Below are 18,366 nucleotides of genomic sequence, written 5' to 3'. Positions count from 1 at the left end.
TCTTACTGAAGCCCATCCTTGTTGATGGGCTTTTTTTTGATAGATGGAGTGATCAATGTTGAAAAAAACAACCCTCGCTATTCTTGGCTTGGCAGCAAGTAGTTTTGTATCAGCAGGGAGCATGGGTCCTGCTTGCGTTCCTGGTGATGTAACAGTTCCTTGTGAGTCCAAAAAATGGGACATTGGAGTGCAAGCACTCTACTTACAACCCGTTTATAGTGCTCACCGAGGTTATGAATTTACACCTATCTCTACCATAAAAGAAATTGAAGATGAGTGGGATTGGGGATATCGGTTAGAAGGTTCTTACCACTTTAATACTGGTAATGACATAACTATGACTTGGATGCATTTTGACAATGACTCCGATCGTCATTATGGTTATGGTGGTCTAACTCCTTTTACAGGACCTCTATCGGTTCCATTTGGAATTTCAATTGACAACCGATTTGACCAGGTTAACCTTGTAATGGGACAACACGTGGATATGGGACAGTATAAAAATGCCCGTTTCTACGGTGGATTACAATATGCCAATATTAGAGTTGATACCGAGTATGCTTATGCTTTAGGATTGCCTGTGATTTCTCCAGCAGGTTTCTTCCAAGATCGTGACGCAGACTTTAATGGTATAGGACCTGTAGTAGGTATTGATTACTCCTATGATCTAACTCCTGCCTTTAGTATCACCGCAAATGGCGCAGCCTCAATCCTGTATGGATCAAGTCGTTTCAACATGAATTACGTTTTTGCTCCAAGCGGGCTAGTGCCTGTAAATATTTATGCAAGCAAGAAGTCTGTGGTGCCCAGTTTAGAAGCCAAACTTGGCCTGAACTACGCGTATGAAATGGCTCAAGGTACCCTCAATATTCAAGGTGGATATCAAGCAGTCAATTATTTCGATGCATTACAATCTCTTGAATTATTGTGCGGATGCTTAAAGAACTCAGATTATGGTCTTTATGGTCCATACCTTGGAGTAAAATGGGTTGGTAATCTGATCTAACTTCTCCAAAAAAGCCCGAAAGGGCTTTTTTTTTACCCCTCAAACATAATTCCTTATTTTCGAAGTGAGCTTAACACCGCTCATAAGTTGCAAACATGAAAGCTCTCACTACGTATGCAGTGAAACAATCTACAATTGTGAGACTCATTAATTCCCATAAATCAGGTTTGTTTCGGGTTTGCTTGTAACGACGTTGTTGAAATCCTGAGAAATCAATCATAAATAACTATTTAATAATTTTGGCTGTAGTAATTTAATAAATATTGTGCGCAAACACTGGCCACTGCGATCAAGGCAAGTTATAATCTGCATCGATTAATAATCAGGAAGCAAAAAAAACAGCCAGGAGTACCCCGCGTGAAACAGAAAGTCTTATTGATGGCCATTGCCGCCATTTCCGGACCACTGTATGCTGCAAGCAATACAGAATTACAAAAAGAAATCCAACGACTACAACAACAGACAAAAGCATTGCAAACGCAGCTCAATCGCTTACAAAATAAATTAGTTTCACAATCGACAGTAAAATCAGAGCGAAACAATGAGAGAGCAATTAACCGAGAGCAGGTAAAATCGACTACAGCGCCTCCAACAGCTACGACAAAAGCTAAAGCTACTACTGAAAAGACAGTCAAAGAAGAAAAGGTAAAAGGAAAGTTCCATTCAGCCCATGTACTTGTTCATACAATAGATGGCGATCCTTCTTCAAGTAGCTTTTTTCCGACTGCACTGATTGCAGATAATCAAGTGGTAACTTATATTGCAGGTACGCCAGTGGTCACGTCTCCTTACACTGGTGAGCGACCCGCATTTGATGATTCGGATTATATTGTTAATATTTCAAGTATTAACCGTGATATTCGTTTAATGGAACAACGACGCCGAGTCTATAGAGCTTATGAACAAATCGGATATCCTATTCCTAATATTCCAATTATTGCATTAAGTGGGAAAGCAGAACCTGTCGCCGATATAACTCGTCCTTATTTCGGAGATACAACAGGTGACATAAACCTAGGCTCCTCAGAACTGGATATCGCTACTTTATTAAACGATAAAGTGGAAGCATTTATGTCGATAGCCTACGACGATACGCCACCTCAAATTGGGGGAACGCGGGTTGAAAATTCGACATTCTTTCTAAACCAAGGGTTTGTAAATATAGGAAATTTAGATATAACCCCTTATTATTTTACAGCGGGTCAGCTTTATGTACCGTTCGGACGATATACTAGTTCAATGATAAGTTCTCCCTTGACTTTAAGACTGGCTCGTACCAAATCAAGACCCATTATATTAGGCTACAAATCACAAACCGATTCCGGTCCATTTGCGGCTGTGTATGGTTTTAAATCAGATACAACAGATGGCCATTCTGGAGTGGGTGGTATAAATGCAGGTTATACTATTCATGCAGGAAATACACGAGGCGAAATTGGCGCAAGTTATATCGGTTCAATAGCGGATTCTGCCGGTATGCAAGATTCAGGCGGATCAACAGGAACCTTTGGTGGATTCGGTTCAGCAACTAACGGTAGTGAAGAAGTGCATAAAGTGCCTGGAGTCGGGGCGCATGCGACTCTGAGTGTCGATCGCTATAACTTGACGGCTGAATGGGTTGCCGCTACACAAGCCTTTACTCCTCAAGATTTAAGTTTTAATGGTAATGGAGCAAGACCACAAGCGGGACAGTTGGAAGCTGGTGTTACTTTTATGGCATTTTCCAAACCATCTTCATTTGCTGTAGGCTATCAATGGTCTCAACAAGCCTTGGCATTGAATTTACCACAACGCCGTATTAGTGGTGTGTTTAATATTTCTATCTGGAAGGACACGGTAGAAAGTCTTGAATACCGCCATGACATTGACTACAAGACTAATCAGTTTGCTAATGGTATTGCGCCTCCAGGTGTAGTTAACTTAAATACTGTGGGTACTGGTCGGGCTTCCGATTCTCTAATCGCTCAAATCGGAGTGTACTTCTAATTAGGGAGTTGTTCATATCATTCTTTGTCATGATATGAACATCAAACTTACACAGACTAAAGTATTCAACCTGGTTTCTAAAAAAATGCTATCCTTATCCAATAGGAAATATTCAGGGATAGTTATGGAAGTCCTTCACACCTTGTTGAGTGTGGCTTTTACTGACAAAAATTCTTCAAGCTCCTGTTCTTCTTCTCGGCCACTAGCCATTTTCTGGCGTCATCTAATTGTTTTTGTTGGCTTATTTTTAGTGACTGTCCCTGCTATGGCTAATAAAATCATAGAAATTAAAATTAATGGGGCTATTGGCCCTGCCACTGCTGATTTCATAAATCGAGGTATTGCAAAAGGTCAGGATGCAGCATTAATTTTAATAATTCTAGACACACCAGGTGGCTTAGATAAATCAACTCGCCTTATCGTGCAAGATATTTTAACGTCAAAAGTGCCAGTTGTTACCTATGTCTCACCCAATGGTGCACGGGCAGCTAGTGCGGGAACCTATATTCTTTACGCAAGCACCGTTGCTGCCATGGCACCTGGTACGCATCTTGGTGCTGCAAGCCCGGTTTATTTAACAGAAATCACAAGCGACAAGGAGGATAAGAAAAACAAGTCCTCGACCATGGATAAAAAAGTGACTAATGATGCGATAGCTTATCTACGCTCTCTGGCTCAATTACGAGGCCGTAGTGCCGAATTTGCAGAAAAAGCAATTACTAATGCAGAGACACTCACTGCAAGGGAAGCATTACAAGGCGGGGTAATCAATTTAATCGCTACCGACACAGCCGAACTTTTACGGCAATTAAATGGCATGGAAGTAACTCAGAATGGACAAAAAATAAAGTTGCTGACTACCAATGCTGAAATCTCTATTTTAACCCCCGATTGGCGTTTGCAGTTACTACAGATTATTACGGATCCCACGGTTGCATACTTGCTATTGCTCCTTGGAATTTATGGAATTTTTTTCGAGCTAGTCAATCCAGGTTTTGTATTACCAGGTGTCATCGGTGCAATTGCAATTTTGGTGGCACTCTATGCATTGCAGTTATTACCGATTAACTATGCCGGGCTAAGTCTTATTATTTTGGGAATCCTCTTTGTAATTGCCGAAGCGTTTACTCCCAGTTTTGGAGCTCTGGGTTTTGGTGGAACTGCTGCTTTTATCATTGGTTCTATCTTGCTGATAGATACCGAACAAAATAGCTACAAAATTGCATGGTCAGCCATTTGGGCCATGGCGGCAGTAAATTTGGTGATTTTACTGAGTTTAGCTGCTATGACGGTGAAATCCCGGAAACGTAAACTTCAGCATGGTGTTAATGTTTTATTAGGAGCGGAAGGTCGTGCTTTAGGGGACATCGATTTACAAGGCCAAGCTGTTATACGCGGAGAAATTTGGGCAGTGCATGCCAAGCAACCAATCACAGCGGATAAGCTCATCAGAGTAATTGCAACAAAAGGTCTACAACTCGAAGTAGAAGAAATCAGTGTCAAAGATAGTTAAAAGTAAAGGATACCGTATCAATAGTAAAATGGATGAGCGAATAAAAGGAGAAAAAAATGCTTTCATTTCTGGGATTTTTTATAATTATCGTTGCCATTTTTTTAATGTCTACCCTACGTGTACTTAGGGAATATGAGCGGGGAGTCATATTTTTACTGGGTCGCTTTTGGCGAGTGAAGGGGCCAGGTCTTATTATCGTAATTCCTGTTATACAACAAATGGTTCGCGTTGATTTGCGCACAGTGGTAATGGATGTGCCTAGCCAAGATGTTATTTCAAGAGATAATGTGTCAGTACGAGTGAATGCTGTGTTGTATTTTCGGGTGGTGGAGCCACAAAATGCAATTATTCAGGTTGAAAATTACTTTGAAGCAACCAGTCAGTTGGCACAAACCACTTTACGTTCTGTACTCGGGCAGCATGAGTTGGACGAAATGTTGGCTGAACGAGAGCAATTAAATAGTGATATTCAAAAGATCCTGGATGCTCAAACTGACAGTTGGGGCATTAAAGTTTCAAACGTTGAAATTAAACATGTCGATTTGGATGAAAGTATGATTCGTGCTATTGCCAAGCAGGCTGAAGCAGAGCGGGATCGACGTGCTAAAATTATTCATGCAGAAGGAGAACTGCAGGCCTCCGAAAAATTACTGCAAGCCGCTCAAGTGTTGGCTCAACAGCCACAAGCGTTACAATTACGGTATTTGCAGACTTTGGCAACCTTGGCAACCAATAATCCCTCAACCATTATTTTCCCCATGCCAATGGAATTAGGAGAGTTGCTTTGTAAATTAAGCTCTAAGAAATAGGAGACAAAAGAGTAAATATTTACTCTTTTGGCGTTCTCATCAAAGAATTTAAGTTGGTTTCGAGGGTGGAGGATTCTTAATTGTTTCTCCAACTATATCGGCAACATCCGCAGTTGCTGTTTTAGCTTGAAAGAAACGCCAGTTATTAGAGAATGCAAATTTTAAAGTAACAACATTTAAAAGAACATTTAGAATATCTAATAATATTTGCTTGTAACCACGATGTTGCTCCAAGACTGATTTAGCCTGAGTGATTAATTCTGTGCATTCTTTCTGAAAATTTTGATAATCACCATTTGGGTTATCAAAATAAGTTTTTGTAGCTTTATTCAGTTGGCAATAAAGAGTAATTGCTGTTCGAGCCACATTCTCGTAGCTGGGGCTATGCAGTGCTTTGACAGCATGTTTGCAAGCCTTTAATTTTAATTGCTCTAATGATAGCTCTATTTGCTGTTTAGCATCAGCAGGAAGCTGTTGTTTCATTTCGTTATATTGAGTCGTTCTAAAATCAAGCCAAGTTCTACGATCGCTTTCTGATAAATTAGACAGTGCCTTTGTTAAGTTGTCATAGCCAGGAACCTTATTCGCTACGATAATATATAGCTCGTAAGACAGACGATTTTTTTGTAGAATTTTTTCAAATTGATCTTCTTTTGAGCATTTCTTGGCAATTACTCTTAGCACAGGCTCAGTAAGCTCTTGTCGATTTAAGAGTTTATCAAGATCATTTTGAGAAGTAGTTTTTTCTGCTAAACTTAGTAAATCGTCCTCAGACAGTTTGCCTGTTTTATCAGGATCAACCAGTAATTTAACGTCATCCTCATTAGCAATTGAAATCATCGCTTTCATTGGTAATGTGATGGCTTCGGTTGCGTCTTTGCCGAACAGTCGTACCATAGTTAAACCTAGGCGAGGACTCAAATCACTCTGCTCTCTGATCACATCAAGAGCGTCTTTCTGTTTACCCTCTTCCTGATACTTCTCTAATAAGTCAATAAGAGTATCTTCTTGCGCATTGCCGAGTTTAAATAAAATATCCAGTAGGTTATTACGCACACCAAGGTTCTTAACAAAATTAGTATGCTCGATAATGCTTTTAACAACTTTCGGTGAAAGATGAGGAGTAGAAATTATTTCCTGAATAATTGTGTCTAGAGAAGCGTGCTTACTGTATTTCTTAATTAGCTCAATAAAGCAATTTTCCCATGAATTTTCAGGGAGCCTGATATGCGATTGCTCAATAGTTCGTTGAATTAAATTTACAAAAAGATGATGATCGTCATCGATACTATTGCTACTAGCAATAACTTGTTGAGCTACTGCTGGTGAGAAGCTTCTACTTTGAATGGCAAGATTTCTAACTTGAGTATTCGCATTTCGATGAGAAACTACCATTAACAAGTCATCAGAGTGAAGTTTCTCCTTGAGCATCGCTTCTAGTACGGCAGAGGTGACCGCTGGATGTTGTAAAGCTAATTTTACTTCATCCCTAGATAAGCCCTTTACTAATGACAATAAGAGGTTTGATGAGAGTGCAGCATGTTGTAGTAATGTTTTACGAACAGATTTAAGATCTTTAGCTTGTTTATAGACCGATGTTAGTGTTTCCTCAGTCTCCGCATCCATAAGAATGCTTAGTAATTGCGGTTCTGTGAAGCTGTGATCTGTTTTGAGCACAGCTTGAACAACTTTTTCAGTGAGATCGTCTCGTTCAAGCAATTTGTCATAATGAGTCTTGCTTTTGAAATTGGGTATTAACAATAGTAGCTGCTCTTCTGAGGTTGCAATTCTAATCATCTTTGTAAGAGGCAATTCTATGTCTCGTGCTTCTTTACCAAAGACGCGCAGGGTCATAAGGCCAATAATAGGACTCTTACTAGGATTGCTCTTAATAATTTCAATTATTTCTTCCCTCGAAAAATCATCAGCATGGATATATTTCATCAGCAGTTTGGCAAGAACAGGATCCCAACCCTCCGTCTGTTGTTTATCCTCAGTGAAAGAAAGCACTTTTTTTGCGAGTTTTGCCAACAGAGGACGGGAATCGTAGGTATTTATTTTATCAAGAATCCTAAGAGCAACATGTACTGAAAATTCATCATTTTCGACTATTAAACCCCATAGCTGGGTATTTGCGGATGAATGTGATGCTGCTGCAAGTAATACTTGCGAATTAACCTTCTTTAAAGCGATATGTGAGAGATGTCCAAAATTGATGAGTTTAGTATTGTCAAAAATAAAAAGAATCTCCTCATTATCTAATTTATCCTCATAGATTAGGGATAGCAGGGTATCGGAAGAAAATGCAGAACGTGTATAAATAAGTTTTCGGTTTGCAGGAGTAGCAGCTGGATGAGCATAAGCAAGTTTGAGAGTGCTATCTTCCCTAGCCATTTTTATAATTAAGCCTAATTGAGTCTCTGTTAATTCCTTATCCTCCAGAAACTGTCGTAGTATTTTTTCAGAGAGATCTGTTCGTGTAAGAATTAGGTCTCTCAGTTCGCTGGTTGTACATTTTTTAATAAGAAGTTGTAATTGGTCTTCCGAGAGATTACCTGTTTTTTCTTGCTGTAAAAGCAATTTCAGCTCGTCAGTGTTGGCTACATTAACCATTTCCTGGAATGGTAACATTGGAATTGCCTGGCTGCCAAAAGAAGATAAAAGCATAAATCCAAGTCTTGGATGATTAAATGCCCGCTCAGAAAAAGGTATAATGGAGAAGCCAGTTTTTGAAGTTAGCTGTGCTTTAACAACGGTCAGTATATTTTCTTTATGCTCATTGTCTCTCTTGATATAGTGTTTAAAAATTTTATCAAGACAATTTTCCCATTCGATTTTTTCCGATTCTTTAGCTATTTTGTATTTATCAAAAATTTTCGTTGTTAAGTTTTGACACAGCTCATGATCATTATCTTCGCTAAGTTTTTGTGCAACTTCGAGAGTAAGTTCTGTTATATTAAGAATCTTGCTTTTTGTTGAAGGAGTAATGGCAGAGTGAGAGAGAACGGGCAAAACAACTCTAGAGCCAAACTCCGCTACCATCGTTAATAATACAGGACTTGTGATCGCAGTAGGATGCGATAAAAGCCCTATAGCTGTGTTGGCATCGATTGCCCGACTCTTAAGCAATGTTTTTAATGTGACGGAATTAAATGCAATATGAGTGAATACTGCTTTTTTGATATCTTCGTTTGCAGATTGATGAGAATAAGCTGCTGCAACAATAGAAGAATTTTTGGTACGCTCTAAAATAAAGGATAATTGAGTTGTACTCAAATTCACTTTTTTATTGCAAATTAATGTTTCTAAAACATCATCAGAAAGATTTGTTTTTTTCAAAAGTTTATCGATCGATTCTGTTGAAAGTGATTTTTCTGCAAGGAGTTTTAATGTGTCTTCGGACAATTCCATGGAACTCAATACTGATTGTGTAATAAATTCATCACAACTATTATTTACAAGGATTGAATGAAGTACTGACATTGTAGGATTTTTTTTCAATATAGCTCTTAAAACCTCTTTCGATGAGGTATTTTGGGCGAGCTTTCTGAACCAGTTAGAAAATAATGTATCCCCCCTTTCTGATTGAAGCTCTGGAATCTGCATTACCGGATGATTCTGTAGGATATTAAATGCTTCAACGGTTGCCAGTTCTATGCTGCCAATGGGTGCGGTACTGGGATTTTTGATGCCTTGTTGCTCATAAAAAGTTTCAAGAGTTATGTCGAGACATTTTTCAAGGCAAAGTTTTTCTTCCTCAGGCAATTGAGTTAGCAGAGGGGTCTTCAATTGCTCCACCTGCTGCAATAATTTTTTAATTTTAGAAAGACGTTGCACCTGTTCATTAGCATAAAAAAGACTATTGGGTGGCAAATTAAATTTGGACAGTTCTTGCGTTAAATTTTTACTGAACCAATTCTTATTCAAATAATTAAAGACCGAGGCCATTTTTTGATATTCTGCTATTTGCACAGGAGCGGCGCTTGGAAATAGCGTTTGCCAATCACAGTCAATAAGATCATCAAAAGGATGTTTGGTGATATAAACAAATCCTTCGATATTTCCTTTGAGCAAGGTTGTTTTTAATTGTTCGAGTTCGGTTTCAGAGCCAGGTCTGTAAGGAAGTAGATGTTGCTCAAAGAAAGCAAGTTTGTCTGATGCTTTTTTATCCAGCCAGAGTAAAGGAGTATCCTGATTTAAGAGACTTTTACACTCACCATTAAAGAAGCGTACTTGCTCACGTAATTCTTGATACTCACTGTTGGAGCAAATATTATCCGGAGCTGTGCCAGCTATCACAGTATCATCGGTCGTAGCTAGCCAGCTGTTGTTGACACCATTTAAATTAATTAGTTTCTCCAATGATTCTGATTCTTGAGGAGTAACAACAGTGGCATGCAGGCATTTTTTATCGTCCAGATGATACCAGACAAGAAAAACTGGTTTTAAAAAGGCATCCGTATACTCATCTTGATATCTGTACGTCACAGCATAATTAGTACTGAGTCTCAAATTTTCAGAAAATAAGTTGGGCGTGGCCGTTTTGTCACAGAGGCTATTGGCAGTTACAGTCTTGTTTTTGATATTGTCTTGGAACGATCTAACCTGACTTGTATAGTTCCAGGTCAACTCATTCGCTGGTCTGCGCTGCTTATTATAAGAGGCGTTAAGAGCTACTCGTTGTGTTTGTACTTGCTTTTGCACCTGCTTTTGTACTTGTACTTCTTTGTTACCGGAGTCATGAGCATTTTCGTACTCTGCCTGACAGTTAGGGATTGCTCTATCAATAATATCCTGCAGGCTCTTGCCTATGAGGTCAAGAGCTTCAGAGCTTAAGCGAATATTTGCTTTTTTATGACATTCAGTCCAAATGTCAAGCAGCTGGGTTTTGAAGCTCTTAAAAATGTTCTCAATTTTATCTTTTCTGCTGAGAGCACCGTAGAGAGCAAAGAAATCACGCGAAGGAACGTCAATAAAGAACTCTTCGAAATGCTTAGCCAAGTTGGCTTTCGCTTCTACCTCTTCAGAGGGCAAATCTTGAATTAACGAAAGGCAAGTACGTCGCAGCAAATTAGTCATTTGCCCTTTTGCCGCAAATAAATTATCGAGTTCCAATACCTTTTGATCATTTGCTTGTAAGCGCTTAACTAATTCATCATAGGACAGACCCAGGATGCGCGTAGGGGATATAAACTCAACGGTTTGACTTTGGCTTAAGCCTCTCATGCGGTCATTTCCTTGCTTCCAGGCCTGGAATGAGTCTTTTTCATCAGTGAGTACCAGGGCGTGGGCATGAGAATATTGTCTAATATCTATTCCAAGAGTATGCACTTGATCATAAAGGGTAAATCGTTCTTCAGGAGACGAACCTAACAGGTGAGCTATTTCTTTTTCGTCGCTTGTACCAAGTACTATGGGTTTTTCAGGTTTTTCCACATCAAGTGCACATAACACTTGGTCAGCATTAAAATAGAGAACGTGCTTAATAGGGTTGCTAAAGTGCGTTGGATTTTCTTTAATAAAATTCACTATTTCTCTGGCAACATCAAGATTCGTTACCCCAGTGAATGTTGCATTGATATCGATGATGGCGCGAATACGTTCTTTGGACTCTGACTTAGTGAAAGCCGTTTTAATAAACTCTGCAACATTGGTGTAATCAAGATAGGTAATGTTGGTTTTCTTACTGCGTAATAATTCAACAGTATAGGCATCACTACCAAAAGAGTTTTTGGGATCGAAGTTTAAACGTTGATGATAAGTTGTATGATTGGAGGGCGTTCCTGAAACACCTTGAGTACTACGATAGATATCTACATGGTTATAAGCATCACTATGAAGAATCGCACCATCTTGATGAATCTGTTTTAAAACGCGCTCTTGTAAAAGCGTATTAATCAAAGAGCGATTGTATTTATGCCGCTCATGGAGCTCAGCCATCTGTTTAGGATTAGCAAGGTCCACCTGGTTTAAGGTGAGACCTTTTTCCAAAAGAGCAAAGCCACGTGCTGTTGGTGTTTCATCAAGATGTTTAAAATTTGGATTTTGGAATAATTCTTGGCGAGCTGTGGAAATCCAGCTAGCAATACGTTCGGCAAAAAGTTCTTCACTAATACCCCTGATAAGCATCATTTGGATGCTATAATTCATAGCTTCCAATTCATTCCCAAAACGACTTGCTTCATTAGAGACCTTATTGCCAACATAAGGAATCGCTAAAGTGTACTCGACTGGACTTAGCCCTTGAATAAGAGACGGACCATAAGTTACTTCGAATTTACTGACAGTTGTGTTACCTCGAAGAGTAGAGGGGAGCAACACATTGATTTGTTGTTTGAAGAAGGCCAGGGTCGCTTTGTCTTCCAATTTTGCATTCAAGACAATCGGGCTTAACTCAGTTGCTTTATTGGTCAAGTAGGCTAGAAGCTCTTCTTTGGCCTTATTTCCATAAAGTTTGACAGCTTTGGCAACAAAGTGACTCAATGGGCTGGCTTGCTCATTAAGTAGTTTGTTAGCAAGCTCATTCTGAAAGGGTTCCCAGTCGTAATTCAGCGGAAGTTCGTGAGCTTTTTTAACAAAATCTTTATCAATAAAACTGTATAGAGCAACACCATTCTTAATAAGATTGGGTTCAAGAGGAGACGTATTGCCCAATGTGTAATTTAATTTTTTCTTTAACCATAAGCCCTGATGGACTTCGTCAATGAGACAATCTGCATTGTGATGAAAGAGATTGGTGATTTTATCGAGCCAATAGACTTGCTTACGCCAATTACTGTCTCTATCTTTTGCAAATAAGAGTTCAAGGTATTTAAGCTCCAGAGACCGAATAGATGGTCCTGTTGTCATCAGGTAGCTTCTAGTCGTCATAATTTCTGTAAACAAATAATACATCTGTTGCAGACGCTTTGGAGAACAGTTACTGTCGCGGTTAAATTCAAAACGATAAGCACGCTTGCCAAATAGTCGCTGTGAGGTACGATTCGCATCGACATAGTTTGTTGCTAATAATTCCGGCGGAACCTCCCAAACAACGAGATTATCACCACGCGCTTTGCTTTCAGCGGCCACCGGAATAATTACTTTCGATTTACCGCCGCCTGGAATAATTTTTTCAATCGTTTCTTTAAACCCTTTACCATCTGGAGATGACTCAAGTAAAGAGGCTATTGCACTGACCTGACGTCTGCGTAGTAAAATATCTTCTTCATGCTGGATGATAACAGTAGCCGGTGAAGTTAAAGCAGGGATTTCTTCTCTGGCTAAAATTTCCAGGGCTTGCACAGCATCATCAGCATTACCCATGCTTACTGCGCTGTCAATTTTCTTTCCCACCTGCTTAAATAGCTGACCTTGTATGTCTTTAAAAAGAGCAGCATGAATTGCTGCATACAGTGTTTTAACTTTCTCAGGACTTAATCCAGTGAGTTCTGCTCCATAGTTAGCATCGCCTCGACAATACAAGGTAAATAGATCTTGCTTATTAAGAGTAGGTTTTTCTTTTGCCAGTCTGGCAATATGCCATTCTCTTGCCCGTTTTACATCTTCAGGGCCTTCATTAGCTAATGCTAAAGCGTTATTCCAGGCTTTCTCGCGTTGTTCCGCGAGAGGTTTTTCAACATGAGCAACCAGATCGCGAATGAATATGGCCAGCTGAGGTGTGTCAATAAGTCGTTGCGCAATTTCTTTTTGTTGCTGCTCTGCTTGAAGAAGAAGTGCTCCGGCTAACTCCTCGTTTGTTGTGTCCTTGATTTTTGTAACTGTTTCTTCGTGCACTTTGCGGTATTTAGCAATTAACCCATGGAATTCTTTTACTGCTGAATCTTTAGATTCTATAAAAACTTGAGCATCCTCTTGTTCGAGTAAAGCAGTTTTTTCCAATGTGGGAACAGTTAAAGGCACAAATTTTGGCCTGTCTTTGGCCAGTATTTCTTTTGGTTTCGCTAAAATAGGATCATAGACGTCTCTAGCCTCTAAAACCTCAAGAGAAGGACAATAAGAGTCACTTACCCTTGTGATTAAGTCGGCTAGAGTAATGGTAGTCAATTTGGTATTAAAATGATGATGACAGGCGCGATATAAAATATTACATAGAAGAGGGATATGAGACTCTTGTTTGTCTAAAGGAGTATGACGATTAGCAATTAGTGTTGCAGCACAAAAGGTGGATAAACGATGTTGTAATGTCGGATCTTGCCCAGAGGCAGCCAGTTTTAAATACGTAGGAAAATGGGTTATAAAGGTATCCTCGTTGATTTCGGAGGTTAATACATCGAAGGCAGCTTTAAGCTTTAGGTCATCTTCTTCTTTCTCAAGAGATAGTTGCATTTTCCACTTTTCAAAAATATCTTTAGTGGTTTTTTTAAGACGAGACTCCTCAATTTTACTATCTGATTTTAGTGTTAAATCAATCCTCACTGGAACAAGGCTAGATGAATTTGCTATTGTAGGCTTTATTTTTTGCAGTTGCTTTTCAATGAATGCCAGGCGTTTTGTATCGTCCTTTGATAATAAGCCTGACTGTTTGCGAGCAATGAGAGTGTCTTGTTCTTGCTGAATAGCTTCAATGCTTAAAAGCATCCATTCATAGCCTAATGCACCTTTTGGAAAAGTTTTATCAGGTTGTGATTGCTGATAATAATCTAAAAGACGCTTTCGTTCCAAAGTAGATAATGTAAAACTATGTTCAAGATGACGACGCATACTTTGAAGGCGTGTGAAGGATTGATAAATTTTTGATGGCAATCTATCAAGAAAATTTTTCGTCTGTTGATATTGAAGTTGTGCATACTGTGCGTTAGCTGTGTCCTCCTGACTTGGATTTTTTAAGTCAAATTTTCTGTCTTGCAAGAGAAAATCAGATACAAGACTCATTGCTTTAAGTTGGCATGCTACATAAGGCGGAGTACTACGTATGGCTTTTTTTTGTTTGTCATGTTTATGAGCCAAAATATGCGGCAAATCCTCGCAAATCCAGCTTACAAATTGAAGTTCGGCAGGATCTCCGGTAAGTCCGCCTAATCTAGCATTGCAGTCTTGCAATACAGCCCAAGCTTTCTCTGGCTGATTGGTGGCTAAGTAGGTATAGGCTAAATAAAGTGCGTCAGCAACGGTATCAGCAACAGGTTCTCCATTGTGTAGACGAAAGCTAATGGCTCTCTCGCTACCTTGATAATGCCACATAGGTTTTTGCAGAGGAGGGCGACGTTTCCATTCCTCTTTGACCTCGGATTTTGCTATAGTGCCGTACGTGTCATGAATAACTGGATAAAAATCACCAGGTTCAGCATCTTTCTCTGTGGCGTAAAAACGAGAAACTGGTACAAGATAGCGAGTATGTCCCTTTTTTTCCAAAAGAAGTCCTGCAACTGCTGGGTGAATGGGGGATGGAGCATCGACTACACACTCTTGGGTTTCTTGATGGATAAGTTCAGGTTTTGCATCACTGACGTTAAACGTTAAATTATAACGAGGGAGCTTAATCACGGTATCTGTCGGATTTGAATGTGCCAGAATAAATTGATTACTTTCAAATGTGTTCAGTAATCTAATCCATTCGGGCTTTAGTTTGCTTAATTGATAGTTTGTTTCTTCGCCTTTCTCATTTAATAGAACGAATTTCTCCCCACCTTTTACCAGATAGCTAGGTTTACCGTTACAAACTAATAAATTACCCTTGATAGGGTTTTTTGAACGCCAATAATCCATCGAGCCATCGGTTAGTACTAAGGGCAGCGAAGAATTAGTGGGTGATATGCTTCGATTGGCATGATAAGCATGGTGACGTTCGGTCAGCGGTTGAAGCTCATACTCATCAACAGTGCCTGCAACACGCCAAGTTTTTTGAACGGTGAGCTTGTCTGTTTGATAAAATAGACTTACTTCATTTTCCTTATCCGGCAGAATCATGTAGCTGCCATCAGAATTAACAAGGCATTCTTGTTTATCTTGTAAGCCTAAATGTTTCATCAGTGGATGATTTTGTAAAGCGAGAGGTACCCCACTCCGTGCTAATCCGCGTTCAAATAGCTTACATTCCAGGATATTGAATTCTAGTTGAGCCCCATCTTTATTCTGTAAACGATAGATTGGAAATTTTGCAGGGGTGACGGTATATTCTCTGCTACCAGGATCACTTTGCAAGTAGTCTTCTACAGCTTTTTGAAGCTTTTGCTCAGATTGTTGACTCAGTAGTGTTTGAAATTTTGCAATGTTGCTATCTACATCAACTCGATGCGCCAAGTCTTCGAGAATAAAAGGATTTGCATGACTTTGAATATACACATAAGCTTTAAAAGCATGTTCAAAAAGCTCGCCCGGATTTTGGTCGAGTTCAATGAGAGTCGTTGTAGTTAGAAATAAATATTGCTGTAAAACATAGGTAACCTTTGAGTCATTTTCTAGCTCAAGTTGTTTTAAAAGGTCTGCTTGAAGCATTTTAAGTCGTAATATACCCGCTGATTTATCCATTTGATAAAGGTAACGACTGACTAGAAAATTTAATCGCACAAATAAGAGGGAATCGGTTGTAAGCTGACCGTTCTTATTAAAAAAACGATAACCTGTTTTTAAGAGTCTATCAAATTGCGGGAAAAAGGCAGTTTTTTTGAATTCTGTCTGCAAAAGCGTTGATTGGAAGAGATTCGCCTCTAAGTATCGCTTATTTGCTTCAAGAGCAAGTTTGTCTATATTACGAGTAAAATAGTCAATTGTCAGAGCAACCTGAAATTTTGGTTGAGTTCTTAAATGTAGATAATCACGGGCTGTAATATCAGCTTGAGTAACGGGTCTATCAACCGCTACTTTGGACTTGATGGGCTGAAGTTGGATTTCGTTAGCACTTTTAAGTGGTCTTGTCTGATTCAGGCTGCAGTACTTAGTTATCTCTGCGTCTAAAGCATCCTTTGCTGGTGACTCTGGGAGCACATATTTATTCTCAGGAAGTTTTGTCGATAGCTCTTGCCAGGTTAAAAAAGTTGGGTATAAAGGCGTATAGAGCATCAAATGGCGGTCTTTATCATTTATGATAAAGTCTAGTCTTGGTTTATCATCAAGGTTTTTTAAAAAGAAAGGATTAATTGCACGGCGTAATTTAGCTTCAAAGGACAAATAGTCTTTTATTTTCTGAATTATAGGGCTGAAGTCTGGAGTTCCATTAGTTTTGAGGAGAGTTTTTCCTGAAAGATGTAAAGAAATTAGATAAAGTGCTCTAAGATCATTTTCTTTTAATCTAATTAGCTTATGCAATTCTGAGGTATCCGAACCGAAAGTGCTATCGTACTGTGCATTTAATTGTTCATAGAGAGTAGGCTCAGTAGCCATTAAGTCATTGAGAAATTTATAAAAAACAGGATGGGTATTTGTTTTGGCGTCAGAGAAATCTTTTTGCATTTGAGCAAAGTTTCTATCAAAAACCACATGGTTTGTGGCATAAAAAGGATTCCTGCGATTGTGCTCCAAAAGTGTGTTTAGCATGGTAGCGGCAAAAGGCATAAAAGAGGGTAGCTTTTGCGTCCGAGTGATCATTTCTTTCACTCTAACTTGCATCGTAATGAGCTGTAATCCCATCACGTTTAACGTCGGAACTTGTCCTGTTTTAAGCCAATTTTCCTGTAAATTCACTAATACTCTCTGAAGCGAATCAAGATGTGCTTCTAAGATCTGACAATCGATAACTGTCTTGAGCTCTTCATAACCAGGTCTTTTGGCCTCCACATCAAGTGGGAGTGAGGCCATTATTTGTTGAAGATAATAGTATTGAGCCTCGGGAGTTGGCAATTCCTTAAGATTTTGTATAGCCAACTCTAAATTCTTTAGAAGGTTCTTTCCTGAATTGAAATTAAAAGGTAATGGGAATTTATTGTCCGTAGTTGATCTGAATAATGAAGGTTTTCCAGTTATAGAAGAGGAAGAATATAATTCAAGATCAGGTTCTGGGTCATCCTCTGTAATTCTTTTGGAAGTCGCAGTGAATTTGTGCGTATCAAGTCTTTGTTGTATTGTTCGAAGTTCATTAACGTAATCTTCAGTAGTGACATCATCGAATAGAGGTTGTTTTATTCCATTATCAGACTGATGAGAAATCTTTAATATTTTTAAATTGTTTTCTACCGCTAAACGAATTTGACTAATAGCCCCCGGTGTAAGAGGAAGAACTTTAGTATCAAAACAAGCCTTTACATAATCAAGTAAAGCATAATGCTTAAATTCAAAAATAAAACGTTCATAGTCAATTGCAGATGGAGAGTTAAGCTTAAGCATTTGATGAAGACAACGTTGTGTACAAGTTCCTGACAATTGGCTGCCCGTATAACCAAAATCAGGAATTTTATTTTTCTCAGTTGCCATACCACCGATATGGCTAATACTTGCTAATGTCTCCTCATAGAGTACCTTTTCAGTAAAAAACTTACGTTTTTTTGTGGGTACCTTTGCTTTTAGCAGACGACTTAAGAAGAGGCCAAGCTCTTCTTTTTGAAAATCGGTAGTAGGAGCACGAAATTCCCATGCCTTGGTCGGATTATAAAGTTCTTTTTCTCGACTTGATTTTTTGTGATGATAATTAAGTCCGCTACCGGCATTAATAGCAGTAAACGAGAATTCTTCATCAGAGGTGCGCATAATTTGGTAAACCATAGCATGGCCACCACCGTTAATGTTTATCCAGCCGCCAGGAATAAATAATCTCTCCCCTTCTTTGAGGGCAAGAACTTTATTTTTAATATCCGTGGCTAATTTTTTAATATCAGCTTCGTAGAAAGCGTCTAATACTCTAACTGCCTCCAACTCTTTTTCGACCCGCTTTAAATAGTCCATGTCGTCTAATAACTTCTTGTATGCTGGTGGAACCTCTCCCTTTATCTGAAGTTCTTTTACATACTCTTGCAGGTAATCGATAGCATCGATAAATGGTTGCCCTCCAAGTTGGTAGAGTCCTCCAAGATGGGCATCATTTTCAATGCCAGCAAATATAGCGGGGGTAATTTTTGTCATTTTTCTCAGTGAACAGATTGGAATAGTATTGCTGTATTATAGTTGGACATTCTTAAGTA

The 18,366-nt window shown here is 39.0% G+C and carries 5 protein-coding genes; 4 read left to right on the top strand and 1 reads right to left on the bottom strand.

All coding sequences use genetic code 11. The annotated features are described in order from the left end of the window. Positions 1–55 precede the first annotated feature (55 nt). From LHA_RS14555 to LHA_RS14540, 4 genes are all read left to right on the top strand, one after another. Positions 56–1,006, top strand: coding sequence for an Lpg1974 family pore-forming outer membrane protein (locus LHA_RS14555; protein ID WP_045107188.1), 951 nt, complete (start codon positions 56–58; stop codon positions 1,004–1,006). Positions 1,007–1,363: 357 nt separating this feature from the next. Continuing rightward, a complete protein-coding gene (locus tag LHA_RS14550) occupies positions 1,364–2,992 on the top strand; it encodes an LbtU family siderophore porin (RefSeq protein WP_045107187.1) in 1,629 nt (542 codons plus the stop codon). A gap of 124 nt (positions 2,993–3,116) precedes the next feature. Beyond that, positions 3,117–4,505: an NfeD family protein gene (locus tag LHA_RS14545; protein ID WP_102046668.1), complete on the top strand. Its 1,389-nt coding sequence runs from the start codon at positions 3,117–3,119 to the stop codon at positions 4,503–4,505. A gap of 104 nt (positions 4,506–4,609) precedes the next feature. Further along, positions 4,610–5,314: a slipin family protein gene (locus LHA_RS14540; RefSeq protein WP_370447950.1), complete on the top strand. Its 705-nt coding sequence runs from the start codon at positions 4,610–4,612 to the stop codon at positions 5,312–5,314. A gap of 48 nt (positions 5,315–5,362) precedes the next feature. Here LHA_RS14540 and LHA_RS14535 read toward each other — a convergent pair whose 3' ends face one another. Beyond that, positions 5,363–18,307: a DUF3638 domain-containing protein gene (locus LHA_RS14535; protein ID WP_045107185.1), complete on the bottom strand. Its 12,945-nt coding sequence runs from the start codon at positions 18,305–18,307 to the stop codon at positions 5,363–5,365. Between the last annotated feature and the right edge of the window lie 59 nt (positions 18,308–18,366).

The organism is Legionella hackeliae, assembly GCF_000953655.1.
GTDB classification, from domain to species: domain Bacteria; phylum Pseudomonadota; class Gammaproteobacteria; order Legionellales; family Legionellaceae; genus Tatlockia; species Tatlockia hackeliae.
This window is presented reverse-complemented; position numbering and strand designations above follow the sequence as displayed.

What these genes read in the sequence shown, in the direction of transcription:
- LHA_RS14540 (WP_370447950.1), top strand. Translation starts at nt 4,610, where the DNA reads ATGTCTACCCTACGTGTACTTAGGGAATATGAGCGGGGAGTCATATTT.
- LHA_RS14555 (WP_045107188.1), top strand. Translation starts at nt 56, where the DNA reads ATGTTGAAAAAAACAACCCTCGCTATTCTTGGCTTGGCAGCAAGTAGT.
- LHA_RS14545 (WP_102046668.1), top strand. Translation starts at nt 3,117, where the DNA reads ATGGAAGTCCTTCACACCTTGTTGAGTGTGGCTTTTACTGACAAAAAT.
- LHA_RS14535 (WP_045107185.1), bottom strand. Translation starts at nt 18,307, where the DNA reads ATGACAAAAATTACCCCCGCTATATTTGCTGGCATTGAAAATGATGCC.